The organism is Catellatospora tritici (assembly GCF_019083965.1).
GTDB classification, from domain to species: Bacteria; Actinomycetota; Actinomycetes; order Mycobacteriales; family Micromonosporaceae; genus Catellatospora; species Catellatospora tritici.
In genome coordinates, this window is the sequence record NZ_JAHRCY010000013.1 from 13580 (window position 1) to 27986 (window position 14407).

The 14407-nt window shown below is 70.5% G+C and carries 8 protein-coding genes; 5 read left to right on the forward strand and 3 right to left on the reverse strand.

The window, feature by feature from the left end; translation table 11 throughout:
* Positions 1 to 14: 14 nt before the first annotated feature.
* The 3 genes from KUA19_RS26700 (at position 15) to KUA19_RS26710 (ending at position 5018) form a co-directional block, all read left to right on the forward strand.
* Complete coding sequence (locus KUA19_RS26700; RefSeq protein WP_217400269.1) at positions 15 to 587, forward strand: TIGR03086 family metal-binding protein; 573 nt, start codon at positions 15 to 17, stop codon at positions 585 to 587.
* 169 nt (positions 588 to 756) lie between these two features.
* Entirely contained in the window at positions 757 to 3633 is a 2877-nt protein-coding gene (locus tag KUA19_RS26705; protein ID WP_217400271.1) for a beta-L-arabinofuranosidase domain-containing protein, read from the forward strand.
* 149 nt (positions 3634 to 3782) lie between these two features.
* Complete coding sequence (locus KUA19_RS26710; RefSeq protein ID WP_217400273.1) at positions 3783 to 5018, forward strand: RCC1 domain-containing protein; 1236 nt, start codon at positions 3783 to 3785, stop codon at positions 5016 to 5018.
* 266 nt (positions 5019 to 5284) lie between these two features.
* Here the strand turns inward: KUA19_RS26710 and KUA19_RS26715 are convergent, their stop codons facing one another.
* Both KUA19_RS26715 and KUA19_RS26720 read right to left on the reverse strand, forming a co-directional pair.
* A complete protein-coding gene (locus tag KUA19_RS26715) occupies positions 5285 to 6646 on the reverse strand; it encodes an RICIN domain-containing protein (protein ID WP_217400275.1) in 1362 nt (453 codons plus the stop codon).
* A 90-nt stretch (positions 6647 to 6736) separates the two neighbouring features.
* Positions 6737 to 8473, reverse strand: coding sequence for a family 43 glycosylhydrolase (locus KUA19_RS26720; protein WP_308167672.1), 1737 nt, complete (start codon positions 8471 to 8473; stop codon positions 6737 to 6739).
* A gap of 383 nt (positions 8474 to 8856) precedes the next feature.
* Between KUA19_RS26720 and KUA19_RS26725 the strand changes: the two genes are divergently transcribed.
* The gene (locus KUA19_RS26725) at positions 8857 to 9141 is read left to right on the forward strand and encodes a hypothetical protein (RefSeq protein ID WP_217400277.1); all 285 of its coding nucleotides are present in this window, start codon (positions 8857 to 8859) and stop codon (positions 9139 to 9141) included.
* 23 nt (positions 9142 to 9164) lie between these two features.
* Here the strand turns inward: KUA19_RS26725 and KUA19_RS26730 are convergent, their stop codons facing one another.
* Positions 9165 to 10001: a calcium-binding protein gene (locus KUA19_RS26730; protein ID WP_217400279.1), complete on the reverse strand. Its 837-nt coding sequence runs from the start codon at positions 9999 to 10001 to the stop codon at positions 9165 to 9167.
* A 301-nt stretch (positions 10002 to 10302) separates the two neighbouring features.
* Between KUA19_RS26730 and KUA19_RS26735 the strand changes: the two genes are divergently transcribed.
* The gene (locus tag KUA19_RS26735; RefSeq protein WP_308167674.1) at positions 10303 to 14373 is read left to right on the forward strand and encodes a bifunctional nitrate reductase/sulfite reductase flavoprotein subunit alpha; all 4071 of its coding nucleotides are present in this window, start codon (positions 10303 to 10305) and stop codon (positions 14371 to 14373) included.
* Positions 14374 to 14407: the final 34 nt, after the last annotated feature.

Below are 14407 nucleotides of genomic sequence, written 5' to 3' on the forward strand. Positions count from 1 at the left end.
GGAGGCACTTCCGTATGACCACCAGCAAGCTCATCAGCAGCGCCGCCGACACCGTCACCGCGGTGGTGACCGCGCCGCCGATGTCGGCCGTCACCAAGGAGTCGCCGACGCCGAGCAGCGGCTTCGACGTGCACGGGCTGTGCGAGCACCTGCTGAACTCGATCCACATCAGCCGGACCGCGGTGCGCCGGGAGAGCTGGCCCGCGGGCAAGGTCGTGGTCATGGACCAGCCGCCGTGGGTGAAGTTCCCGCCGGAGCTGGCGTCGCTGAGCGCGGCCTGGGCGGCACCCGACGCGATCGAGGGCGAGGTGCAGCTCAACGGGCGGATGCTCCCCGCCGAGCTGGGTGCCGGGATCACGCTGATGGAGCTGGTCGTGCACGGCTGGGAGCTGGCTCGGGCCAGCGGGCAGACCGTCGAGTTCGACGACGAGGTGCTGGAGGTGGCGCTGGCGCAGGTCGCGGGGGTGGCCCCCAGTCTGCGCGGGCGGCCGGGCGGCTTCGGGCCGGAGGTGCCGGTGCCCGCCGAGGCGAGCACGCTGGACCGGCTGGTAGGCCTGAGCGGCCGCGACCCCCACTGGAAGCCCTGACCGGCACCGACAGACCGCTGCGCGAACGGCGACCTCCACCTGGAGGTCGCCGTTCGCGCACCTGGAGGTCGCCGTCTGCGCGAAACGTCGCGTTTACATTTGCATGCGTCGAAGTTACCGTGTCTCTATAACGTTATAGACAACGTTGTACAGACGCCAGGGAGGCGCTATGCACCGTCGCACCGTCCTACGTGGCGGCGTCGCCGTCGCGGGCGGGCTCGCCCTCGCCGGTCAGGCCGTCACCGCATCCTGGGCCGGCGGCACCGGCACCCCGGTCACCCTCGTCGGCGACACCTCGTCCGGCGGGATCTACTTCCCGTACGGCGCCGGCCTCACCCGTACCCCGTTCCTCAAGCTCCCGGCCGGGTCCATCCGCGCCACCGGCTGGCTGTCCCAGCAGCTGTCGCTGGACGCCTCCGGCATCGCGGGCAACTACGACCAGGTCTCGCACTTCCTCGTCTACGCCGACAGCGGCTGGGTGAACCCGGCCAAGGGCGGCTGGGAGGAGTTGCCGTACTGGCTGCGCGGCCTGACCGCGCTGGCCGCCGTCACCGGCGACGCGGCCCTGCGAAGCAAGGTCTCCACCTGGGTCAACGGCATCGTCGCCACGGTCCAGCCGGACGGCTTCTTCGGCCCCACCGCCCTGCGCACCTCGCTGGGCGGCGGCCCGGACTTCTGGCCGTTCATGCCGCTGCTGCAGGCGCTGCGCACGTATCAGGAGTACTCCGGTGACACCCGGATCGTCCCGATGCTGACCAAGTTCCTGCAGTACCAGAACCAGTTCGGCGCCTCGGCGTTCAACCAGAGCTGGGGCTCGGTGCGCTGGGCGACCAACCTCGACACGGTGTTCTGGCTGTTCGCCCGGACGGGCCAGAGCTTCCTGCTGTCGCTGGCCGACAAGATCCATCAGTACAGCAAGAACTACGTCAACAACCTGCCCAGCATGCACAACGTCGACCTGGCGCAGGGCTTCACCGAGCCCGCGCTGATGGCCCTGCGCGGCAACACCTCGCTGACGCAGGCGACGTACAACAACTACTCGACCATCCAGTCGCAGTGGGGGCAGTTCCCCGGCGGCGGGTTCGCCGGGGACGAGAACATCCGCACCGACCAGCGCGACCCCCGGCAGGGCTTCGAGACCTGCGGGATCGTCGAGTACATGCAGAGCTTCGAGACGTTGACCCGGCTCACCGGCGACCCGAGCTGGGCCGACGGCTGCGAGAACCTGGCCTTCAACTCGCTGCCCGCCTCGATGGAGCCCAACCACAGGTCGCTGCACTACATCACCAGCGCCAACAGCGTGCAGCTGGACAACCGGGCCAAGACCCAGGGCCAGTACCAGAACGGGTTCGCCATGCAGGCGTACCTGCTGGGCGTGGACCAGTACCGGTGCTGCCCGCACAACTACGGGCAGGGCTGGTCGTACTTCACCGACAACCTGGTGCAGGCCACCGCCGACCGGGGCCTCGCGGTCACCATGTACGCCCCGAGCACCACCACCGCCAAGGTCGGCGCGGGCGCCGCCACGGTCACGCTCACCCAGGAGACGTCGTACCCGTTCAACGGGGCGGTGACGTTGCGGCTGGCCACCTCGGGTGCGGTCGCGTTCCCGCTGTACGCGCGCATCCCGAGCTGGTGCCCCAACCCGTCGCTGACGGTCAACGGCGCCGCCCAGCCCGTGGTGGCCGGACCGGCGTACGTGGCGGTCAACCGCACCTGGAACAACGGCGACACCGTGGTGCTCACGCTGCCGATGTCGCCGAAGACCACCACCTGGACCGCGAACCAGAACGCGATCTCGGTCAGCAACGGCCCGCTGACCTACTCGCTGGAGATCGGCCAGAACTTCCTGCGCTACAACGACCCCAACAGCGCCTGGCCGGAGTGGCAGGTGTTCCCGACCTCCGCCTGGAACTACGGTCTGGTCCCGGGCACATTCGCCGCGGTCGCGGGCGGCGGCTCGGGCAACCCGTTCACCCCGGCGGGCACCCCGGTGGCGCTGACCGCGCAGGCCCGGCCCATCCCGAACTGGCAGGCCGACAGTGAGAACGTGGTGTCGCGGCTGCAGCTCAGCCCGGTCGCGTCCAGCGAGCCGATCAAGACGGTACGGCTCATCCCGATGGGCGCGGCCAGCCTGCGGATCACCTCGTTCCCGGTGATCGGCGGGTCGCGGCAGTGGCAGCTGCCGGCGACCCCGTCGGCGTCGTGGACCTTCTCCGGCGACACCGTCACCGCGCTCAACAGCTACTACGACCCGGCCAGCTCGTACGACCAGTCGCACCGGCGCTTCACCTGGTGGGACCACACCGGCACCAGCGAGTGGGTGCAGTACACCTACGTCGCGCCGGTCAGCGCCAGTTCGGTCAGCGTCTACTGGTACGACGACACCGACCACGGCCAGTGCCGGGTGCCCGCCTCGTGGCGGCTGGAGTACCTGAACAGCTCCGGCGCGTGGCAGGCCGTGTCGGGGGCCTCGGGGTACGGGACGGCGCTCAACACGTACAACACGACGACCTTCACCGCCGTGACCACGACGGCGCTGCGCATCGTCGCGCAGCTCAAGGCCGGGTTCTCTGGCGGCGTCCTGCAGTGGAACGTCACCGCGACCCCGGCGATCACGCGCCCCAACACCTGGTACCGCGTCCAGAACGCCAACAGCGGCAAGGTGCTCGGAGTGGCCGGGATGTCGACGGCCGACAGCGCCAACGTGGTGCAGTTCGCCGACAACGGCAGCGCCGACCACAACTGGCGCTTCGACCACGTCGGCAACGGCTGGTATCTGATCGTGAACCAGAACAGCGGCAAGGTGCTCGCGGTCGGCGGCATGTCCCGGGCCAACAGCGCGCTGGTGCAGCAGTTCGCCGACAACGGCAGCGCCGACCACTACTGGCAGCTGCTCGGCGACGGCGGCGGCTGGCTGCGCATCCGCAACCTCAACAGCGGGCTGGTGCTCGGGGTGTCGGGCATGTCGACCGCCGACAGCGCCCAGGTGGTGCAGTACGAGGACAACGGCACCGCCGACCACCGCTGGCGCCTGCTGGGCTGAGCAGTGCGCCCACCGCCGGACGACGCGTGCGCGTGGCTCGGCGGTGGGCGCCGCCGGGTGGGATAGAACTAGGGCGAGGACACGGACCTGCAGCTTCGCATGATCGGCACAGGCCGCGGCCGATTCATGTCGCGCACACGGGGGAATCCATGCGACTTCGTACGACAAGACCGCGCATCCGGCGCCTGGGCGTGCTCGGCGCCCTGCTGCTGCCGGCGCTGCTGGCGGTGCCCGCCACCGCGACAGCGGCAGGCAACGACCACGAGGGCAAACCCAAGTCCAAGCCCGCGGTGGCACAGGGCGCCGAAGCCTTTGGCGTCAACGACAGCGGCCAGCTCGGTGACGGCAGCACGACCGACCGGCGGCTCACCGCAGTCACCGTGGCCATCCCGGACGGGGTCAAGGCCGTCGCCGCCGGGGTGTTCCACGGCCTGGCGCTGCTGAACAATGGCACCGTCAAGTCCTGGGGCATCGGCGCCAACGGCGAGCTGGGTAACGGTCAAACCCAAGACTTTCCGGTACCCGGTTCGGTGGCGGACCTGACCGGGGTCAAGGCGATCAGCGCAGGCGGCTTCTTCAGCCTGGCGCTGCTGGACAACGGTACCGTGATGAGCTTCGGTCGCAACAATGTAGGCCAGCTCGGCGACGGCACCACCACCGCCCAGCCACTCCCGGTCGCGGTGATCGGGCTCCCCAGGAAGGCGGTCGCCATCTCGGCGGGCGTCGACCACAGCCTGGCCCTGCTGGACGACGGCACGGTATGGGCCTGGGGCGGCAACGGCCACGGCCAACTCGGCAATGGCACCACCAGCAACCAGCCGCAGGCCACCCCCATCGCGGTCACCGGTCTTACCGGCGTCAAGGTCAAGGCGATCAGCGCGGGCTTCACCTTCAGCCTGGCCGCGCTGGGCGACGGCTCGGTCCGGGCCTGGGGTGACAACGACCACGGGCAGCTGGGCAACAACTCCACCACAGACAGCTCGTCGCCGGTCGCGGTGGCGGGGCTGGCGGGCGTCAAGGTGAAGGCAGTCAGCGCGGGCGACGATTACAGCCTGGCCCTGCTGACCAGCGGCCGGGTGAAGGGCTGGGGCTTCAACGCTAACGGCGAGCTGGGTGACGGCACGTTCACCAGCCCCCGGCTGACTCCGGTGGACACGGTCGGCGTCACTGGCGTCACCGCGCTCGACGCTGGCTTCGGCGAGAAGTTCCCCGGCGGGCAGAGCCTGGCAGTGGCCAACGGCAAGCTGGTGGGCTGGGGCCTCAACGTCCTGGGCCAACTCGGCAACGGCACGTTGACCAGCCGCAACCTGGCCGCGCCCATCCGCACCGGCCTGGGCCGGCCGCACTCGGTCGCCGCAGGGCAGCTGTTCAGCGTCGTCTCCTGAGCGTGCCGAGCGCCCTACACTGGGTGCTGTCGGCCACCTTCAGGTGGTCGGCTCGGTGAGAGCCCCTCGTCCGGGTAACGAGGGGCCCTCACTCGGGGTCGCCGGGGCGGTAGGGCCGTTCCGGCGTCCACAGGACACGATGGCTGCCGAAAACCTTTTCGGCAAGATGGCAACGGCGTTACGGCCAGATTGACTGTGTCATTGTTTTGGTGAGATAGGACGAGCGCACGCCCGGTCGAAATCTTTCGACCGGGCGTGCGGTCTTTTCAGCTCCGGGTCCAGCGCTGGTACGGCTGGCCGTTGCAGTCGAACAGCACCAGCAGGGTGCCGTTGGCGGTGCCGCCGTTGACGGGCGAGATACACCGCCCGCTCTGCACTCCCGCGATCGAGCCGTCGGCGCGCAGCGTCCACTGCTGGTTGGCGGCACCGCTGCAGCTCCACAGGATGACCTTGGTGCCGTTGGCGGTGCCCGCACCGTACGCGTCGAGGCACTTGCCCAGGATCTGCAGCGCCGCGCCCGACTGGGTCACCGTCTGGTTGGCGCCGCCGTTGCACGTGTACAGGGCCAGCTGAACCCCGTTGGTGGTGCTGGAGTTCGGGTCGTCCAGACAGGTGCCCGAGGCGCCGTTGACGAGCTTGAACGTGGTCGGCTGGGGCGGGGTGGTGCCGCCGGACTTGATCAGGAACAGGTTGTCGGCGACGTTGTAGTACGTGGCCAGGTAGCTGCCCGCCGCCGGGTTGGTGTGGTAGTAGTCGTCGTGGTTGCAGTCCAGGCGGTCGTCGTGGGCCCGGTCGGTGCAGCGGTAGACCAGGGTCACGCCGTCGCTGTCCTTGTAGCACATGACGTCGTACTCGTCGACGCAGTGGGCGGCGCCGGAGGCGTTGGGGGCGTTGTCGTTGACCGCGCCGAGCGTGTGGCCGAGTTCGTGCGTGGCCACTCCGGCGGTCCAGCAGCCGTTGTCGGCGCGGGCGTACTCGGGGCCGACGTTGGAGCGGTTGCTGTCGCCCTTGCGGGTGTCCCCGGCGAACCCGCCGATGCCGCAGTAGACGTTCGCGTCGACGAACTGCAGGTACTTGCGGTCGGTACGGGTGTACCCGGCCGCCTGCACCGCGTTGAGCAGCGGTGCCCAGTCGTTGGCGTTGAGCGCCGCGTCGGGGATCTGCACGTCGCGCACGACCGCCCGGCAGGCGCCGTTGACGTTCTCGGTCACGTAGCGCACGTGCCGGGTCCCGCCGGTCTCGGCGGCACTGGCGTTGTAGATGTTGTCGACGCCCTCGGCCAGCGTCCGGAACGTCTCCAGGTACTGCGCGTAGCGGCTGGTGCTGCCGTGCACGTACAGCACCTCGACCCGCTTGCCGGAGGTGCCGTCGCCCTCGCAGACCGGCAGGGCACCGGCGGCGACGGCCGCGGCCAGCGGCTTGATCTCACGCTTGACGTCCAGACCGGCGGGCGCGGCGTCGGGCCCGTGCGTGCACACGACGTGGTGGTTGGTGACGATCCGCTGGAGCCCGGCGCAGAGGTCGGCACCGGGCCGGGCCTGCGCGGCCGCGGACGGCAGCGCGAAGGACAGGAGCAGGAGTGAGGCCGCGGCGGCCAGGACGCGGCCGCCAGGCAGGTGCAGGTTCATTGCGGTTCCTTCCCATGGGGGTATGGGTGGCCGCTGTGTACCCGGCACAGCGTGGGCCGGTGCCGCGACTTCGCGGCCCCGGCCGACGGATCAGGAGGCGGGTTCGCCCGAGGGCGCGGTCAGGGTGACGCCGGTCGCGACGGGGGTGCCGAAGTTCGGCGTGCCGTCGGCGTTCCAGGTGAACTTCTGCACCCGGGTCGACCGGTTCATGTCGCAGCCGCCGCTCACCGAGCTGTTGGCGTGGTACACGATCCAGTCTTCGGTGCCGTCGGGCGACTTGAAGAACCCGTTGTGGCCGGGCCCGTAGACGCTGTTGGCGTTGGAGCGCTGGAAGACCGGGTTCGGCGACTTCGTCCAGGACGAGGACAGCAGCGGGTCGCCGGTCCCGTTGTACGTCAGCATGCCGAGCTTGTAATCCGGAGTGGAGCAGTGGCTGGTCGAGTAGATGATGAAGGTCTTGCCGCCGTGCTGCAGGACCTCACCGCCCTCGGCCACCGCGCCGCCTACGGTCTCCCAGCTGAGCGTGGGCGTGGTCAGGATGCGGCGAGTGCCGCTGGCCGTCCACGGGTTGCTCAGCGGGCGGATGAACATCGGCTGCGAGCCGTTGTAGAACGTGCCCAGCAGGTACAGGTTGCCGTTGAGCTGCAGGATGCCCGGGTCGAGCTCCCAGGTGTTGTCCGAGGTCGGGTCGAGCAGGTCGGCCTTGAACGTGTACGGGCCCATCGGGTCCAGCCCGGCGCTCTCCAGCACGTGGATGCGCTGGGTGCCCAGGTCGTACGGCTCGCGCCCGGCGGTGTAGTAGAAGTACCAGCGCTGCCCGTTCGGGCCGTTGAGCAGGTGGAACTCCGGCGCCCACATGGTGCCGGCACCGTTGGGGTTGACCAGGTTGAAGATGACCTGGTCGGTGGCGGTGGCCAGGCCGCGCATGGTGGTCGCCTTGCGCATGGTGATGGTGCGGTTCCAGGTGGTCGTGGCCAGGTAGTAGTAGCCGTTGTAGTAGGTCAGCCACGGGTCCGGGCCCTGCGCCTTGATCGGGTTGGTGTAGGTGTTCCCGGTCCCGCCGCCAGAGGTGACGGTCCAGGTGAAGGTGGCCGAGCCGCTGACACCGCCGCTGGTCGCGGTCACCGTCACGGTGTACGTGTTCACCGTCGACGGGGTGCCGCTGATCACCCCGGTCGAGGTGTTGAGGCTCAGGCCCGCGGGCAGGCCGGTGGCCGACCAGGTGTACGTGCCGGTGCCGCCGCTGGCCGCTAGGGTCAGGCTGGTCGCGGTGTTGACGGCAGTGGACCGGTTGCCCGGGTTGGTGACGGTCACCGAGCCGCTGGTGGTGGTGTAGCTCGGCAGGCGCCACACGCGGCTGGACGCGGTGCTGCACGGCAGCTGGACCAGGCCGGTGTTGGCGGTGGCGACGCCCCCGGCGGGCACGACGCACTTGCCGGAGCTGACCGACACCAGGTTGAACGTCTTGTCGGTGCCGCTGACGGTCACCGGCACCAGGCGCCACTGCTGGTTGGTGTTCGAGTGGCAGGTCCACTGGATGATCGTGGCGTTGTCGGCGGTCGAGGCGCCGTTGACGTCGACACACTTGCCCGCGGTCAGCGTCGCGATGGTGTAGGTGTCGGTCGTCCCCGACACCGGGTTGAACGTGAACCGCTGGTTGGTGCCGGAGTTGCAGCCGTACTGCACGAGTTGGATGCCGTTGTTGGCGTTGCTGTTGGGCAGGTCCATGCAGTTGCCGCCGTTCTGGTTGACGGCGGTGCTGCTGAAGCTGACCGCGGCCACGGCGGGTTGCGGCACGAGCAGCAGCGCCGCTACCAGCAGCGGCACGCTGAGCAGGGTGATACGACGAGGCGAACCTCTCACGGGGCACTTCCTTTTGCGGGTAGGCGGGTGCGATACACCGCTGGGATGGAAAGCGCCCCACGAGCCGCAGCGTTGCGCTGCGCGGCCCGACCGCACGCCTACCCGGTCACCCCAGTGGCTCCAGGCAGTATCGCCGACATCCACATCGGTGGACAAGACTCACTCGTCGCCGCGCAGGTGGGGAGGGTGTGCGCGCGCCTTTGCTCTGCACCCACGCGCTTGCTCTGCACCCGTGGGCGCGACACCGACCGGGCCGGGAAAGCCGGGTTCGGGAAAGTACGCCGAAAATTCGGGTTTATCGCCACGAAGGCGGGGGTAACCCGCGCGCGTACGGAAAGGGGTTCACCATGGACGGGGCGACACCGCCACCCGGCGACGCGCCCGCCACGGCGGGCGGTGGCCTCATCGAGGAAGTCGCCGGGTTGCGCAGCAAGGGCCGCCAACTGGTCGAGGAGTTGGTCCGGCTCTCCCGCCAGTTGACGGAGCTGCACCGTGCCGTCAGAGCGGACCAGACCTCCGGTCGACAGCGACCTCCCGAACGGCCGCCGCCCCGGCTGTCGGCGGGTGGGCAGCCGGACAGCCGGGGACGGGAACCGGGCGGTCGGTCGGGGCGGGACACCCGCCTGCTCTGACCGACCGCCCGGGATCGGAGCACCTAGGGACAGCTGATCCGGCTGTCGCCCGTGTCGATCGTGCACATGTCCAGGCCGGTGCCGCCGTCGGCGCTGTCGTTGCCGCCGACTCCGTCACGGATGTTGATGACGTCGTTGCCGTCCTCGCCGTACACGGTGTCGCTGCCGCTGCCCGCCGTGATGATGTCGACGCCGGGTCCGCCATAGATGGTGTCGTTGCCCGCGCCGGCGCTGATGATGTCGTTGCCGCCCAGGCCGCAGATCACGTCCGGGCCTGCCGTGCCGACCAGCACGTCGCTGGCGGCGGTGCCGACGATGGTGCACGCGGGCGGCGCGCCCGTGGTCACCGTGAGGCTCGCCGCGGCCCCCGGCCCGGGTCCGCTCTCGGCGGCGGTGACCGCGCTGGTGGTGTTGTTCTTGACGCCGGTGGTCTGGGCCAGGACATTGACCTTGAGGGTGCACACCGCCGACGGGGTGAGCGTCGCGCCGGTGAGGATGATCAGTGGGCCGCCCTGGTTGGCCACGACCGAGCCGGAGCAGGTGTTGACCACCGCCGGGGGTGTCGCCACGACCAGTCCGGTCGGAAGGGTGTCGCTGAAGGCGATGCCCGTCAGCGTGTCCACGGCGTTGGGGTTGGTGACCGTGAAGGTCAGCGAGGTGGTGGTGCCGACTGGGATCGACGCGGCGCCGAAGGCCTTGGCGAGGGTCGGTGGCAGCGGCGCGGCCGCAGCGGGGTGTGCCGTGGCGGCGACGAACCCCGCCGCCATCACCGCCAGTGCGGCGGCTCTGCGCAGCAGGCGGCTTCCGCTGTGCCGGTCCTGCCGGGCGGTGGCCTGTCGGCCGTGCTCTGCGGTGCTCATGCCAGTTCTCCCGTGCCACTTGTGAAACGGATCGACTACCGAATACTAGGCAGCACAAGGGATATTTCGGGCGACGATGGAAAACTTTCTCAAATCGTATGTAGAGTACGCGAATCACTCTCGGGTTTCGTGGTATCTCGCGTCGGTCTGAGCATCCACTCCGGAGGGATCACAGCGATGGGTGTGGTGTTGTGTGGCGGTGGTAACGCCGTCGTCCTTGATCGTGTGACGCCGACGTAACGCATCGTTCCTACCCTGGAAATCACCGGTCGGCGCGACCGGTCGGCGGGAAGGGGTGGGTGTGGCGGCGACCGCGGCCCGTGACGGTGTTTCCCAGGTCAGGACGGTGTGCTCGTACTGCGGCGTGGGCTGCGGGATGGTGCTCGACGTCGCCACCGGGCCCGACGGGCGTCGGCGCGTACTCAAGGCCGTCGGGGACCGCGAGCACCCGGCCAACCGCGGCCGCCTCTGCACCAAGGGCGCCACCAGCGCGGACATGCTCGCCGCGCCCGGTCGGCTGACGTCGGCCCGGCTGCGCGCCGAACGCGGCGGCCCGCTGGCCGAGACCGATCTGGACACCGCGATCGACCACGTGGCCGGGCGGCTGCGGGCCATCGTCGACGAGCACGGACCCGACGCGGTCGCGTTCTACGTCTCGGGGCAGCTGACCCTGGAGGCGCAGTACCTGTCGAACAAGCTGGCCAAGGGGTTCGTCGGCACCAACCAGATCGAGTCGAACTCGCGGCTGTGCATGGCCAGCGCGGGCAGCGGCTACAAGCTGTCGCTTGGCTCGGACGGCCCGCCGGGGTCGTACCAGGACTTCGACCACGCCGACGTGTTCTTCGTGATCGGCGCGAACATGGCCGACTGCCACCCGATCCTGTTCCTGCGCATGATGGACCGGGTCAAGGCGGGCGCGAAGCTGATCGTGGTCGACCCGCGGCGCACCGCCACCGCCGAGCGGGCCGACCTGTTCCTGCAGATCCGGCCCGGCACCGATCTGGCGCTGCTCAACGGCCTGCTGCACCTGCTGGTCGAGGCTGGGCAGGTCGACGAGGCGTTCATCGCCGAGCACACCGAGGGCTGGGACGCGATGGCGGCGTTGCTGGCCGACTATCCACCCGCGACGGTCGCCGAGCTCACCGGGCTGGCCGAGGCCGACCTGCGCCAGGCCGCGGCCTGGATCGGGGCGGCCGGGGACTGGATGAGCTGCTGGACCATGGGCCTCAACCAGAGCACCCACGGCACCTGGAACACCAACGCACTGTGCAACCTGCACCTGGCCACCGGCGCGATCGGGCGCCTGGGCAGCAGCCCGTTCTCGCTGACCGGGCAGCCCAACGCCATGGGCGGCCGCGAGATGGGCTACATGGGCCCCGGTCTGCCGGGGCAGCGGTCGGTGCTGGCCGCGGCCGACCGCGAGTTCACCGAGGGGGTATGGCAGCTGCCCGCGGGCACCCTGCGTACCGACGTTGGCCAGGGCACGATCGACATGTTCGAGCGGATGGCCGCCGGGCAGATCAAGGCGTGCTGGATCGTGTGCACCAACCCGGTGGCCTCGGTCGGCAACCGCAAGACCGTGATCGCCGGGCTGGAGGCCGCCGAGCTGGTGATCGCGCAGGACGCGTATGCCGACACCGAGACCAACGCGTACGCCGACGTGCTGCTGCCCGCCGCGATGTGGGCCGAGACCGACGGCGTGATGATCAACTCGGAGCGCAACCTCACCCTGGCCCGCCAGGCGAGCGACGCACCGGGCGACGCCGTGCCGGACTGGCTGCTCATCGCCCGCGTCGCCACCGCCATGGGCTACCCCGGGTTCGACTACGGCAGTGCCGAGGAGATCTTCGCGGAGATCCGCCGCTTCGCCAACCCGCAGACGGGGTACGACCTGCGCGGCGTCTCGTACGCCCGGCTCGCCGCCGGTCCGGTGCAGTGGCCCGCCGCCGACCCGGACGGCCCCGACCGCAACCCGGTGCGTTACCTCAACGACGGGGTGAGCCGCCACCTGGTCGAACGCCCCGACGGCAGCCGCCCCCGGCTGGCGTTCGCGACCGCCTCCGGCCGCGCCGTGTTCTGGCCCCGGCCGCACCTCGCCCCGGCCGAGCTGCCCGACGACGACCACCCGTACGTCCTCAACACGGGCCGGGTGCAGCACCAGTGGCACACCCTGACCAAGACCGGCAGGGTCGACAAGCTGAACAAGCTCAATCCCGGCCCGTTCCTCGAGGTCAACCCGGCCGACGCGGCGGACCTCGGACTGTCCGAGGGCGACTCCGTGCGGCTGACCTCACGCCGGGGCGAGGCCGTGCTGCCCGCCGTGGTCACCGACCGGGTGCTGCCAGGCACCTGCTTCGCCCCGTTCCACTGGAACGACCTGTTCGGCACCGACATCACCGTCAACGCGGTCACCAGCGACGCCGTCGACCCGATCTCGCTGCAGCCGGAACTGAAGCACTGCGCGGTCGCGCTGGCCCGGGTCGCCGCGCCGCTGCCCGTCGTCGCCGACGAGCTGCTGCCCGCGATGACGCCGATGGGCGCCGACGACCTGCGGCGGATGCTCGGCCTCGACGACGCGATCCCGGTGTTCACCGAGAACGAGCGCCGGTACCTGTCCGGGTTCTTCACCGCGCTGGCCGCCTCGCCCCGAGAGGGCGTGCCGGTGCTGCCGCCGTCGGCACCGATCGACGCGGGGCGGGCGCTGTGGCTCAACGGGATGCTCGCGGGCACCTACAGCCGCGCGCTGGGGCAGTCCCGGGTGCCGTCGGGCCGCCGGATCCAGATCCTGTGGGCGTCGCAGACCGGCAACGCCGAGGGCTTCGCCGGGGTGATCGGGCAGCGGCTGGCCCAGGACGGCTGGCAGCCGACCGTACGCAGCATGGCCGACCCGCTGCCCGAGATCCTGGCCGGGCCCGCCGACCTGCTCGTGGTCACCAGCACCTTCGGCGACGGCGACGCGCCCGACAACGGCGGCGCCTTCTGGCAGGCGCTACGCGACCCCGGCGCGCCCCGCCTGGACGGTCGCCGCTTCGCCGTGCTGGCCTTCGGCGACTCGATGTACGCCGACTTCTGCGGACACGGCCGCCGCCTCGACGCCCGGCTCGGCGAACTCGGCGCGCTGCGGCTGACCGAACGCGCCGACTGCGAACCCGACTACACCCCGACCGCCACGAGCTGGCTCGACCGCGTCGTCGCCGCGCTGGCCTCGGCCCCGGCGGGCGGGACGCGCACCGCGACGGGCGGTCCGGCCGCGCCGACCCGTGAGGCGCCGCTGGCCGCGGCGCTGGTCGGCAACCGGCTGCTCGGCCTGCCCGGCTCGGCCAAGGAGGTGCGGCAGTTCACCTTCGACACCAGCGGCGGCGAACTGGCCTACAGCGTGGGCGACGCCCTCGGCGTGTGGCCGGTCAACTGCGGCGAGCTGGTCACGGAATGGCTGGACGCGACCGGGGTGGATCCGTACGAGCCGGTCGAGGTCACCGGGGTCGGCACGGTGCCGTTCATCGACGCGCTGCGGCTGCACCTGGAGATCGCGAAGATCAGCCCGGACTTCCTGCGGTTCGTCGCCGAGCGCACCCACGACCAGCATCTGCGCTCGCTGCTGCGCCACGACAACACCGGCGAGCTGGCCAAGTGGAGCTGGGACCGGCAGGCCGTCGACGTGGTGGCCGAATACCGGCTGCGCGCGAGCGCGCAGGAGTGGGTCGGCGCGCTCAAGCGCCTGCAGCCCCGGCTGTACTCGATCTCCTCGACGCCGCTGGTCGACCCGCACCGGGTCAGCCTGACCGTGTCGGTGGTGCGCTACGCCAACCGCGACGGCCGGGCCCGTAAGGGCGTGGCGTCGACGTTCCTGGCCGACGCCGCCGCCGACCTGCAGGTGCCGGTGTTCGTGCAGCGCTCGCCCCACTTCCGGCCACCGGCCGACCCCGACACTCCGATGATCATGGTGGGTCCGGGCACCGGCGTCGCTCCGTTCGTCGGTTTCCTGCAGGAGCGGCGAGCGCTGGCCGCCAACGGCGCCAACTGGCTGTTCTTCGGCGAGCAGCGGCGCGCCACCGACTTCTACTACGCCGACGAGCTGCGCGAGCTTGGCGACGACAAGGTGCTGACCCGGCTGGACCTGGCCTTCTCCCGCGACCAGCGGCACAAGGTGTACGTGCAGGACCGTATGCGCGAGCACGGCGCCCAACTGTGGTCCTGGCTGCAGGACGGCGCCAACTTCTACGTCTGCGGCGACGCCCACCGGATGGCCAAGGACGTCGACCAGGCGCTGCGCGACATCGCCACCGCCCACGGCAACCTCACCCCCGAGGCCGCCGCCGTCTACGTCAAACAGCTCGCCGCCGACAAACGCTACGTCCGCGACGTGTACTGACCACTGGCAGAGATCTTGGCCGGCCGGACGCTCT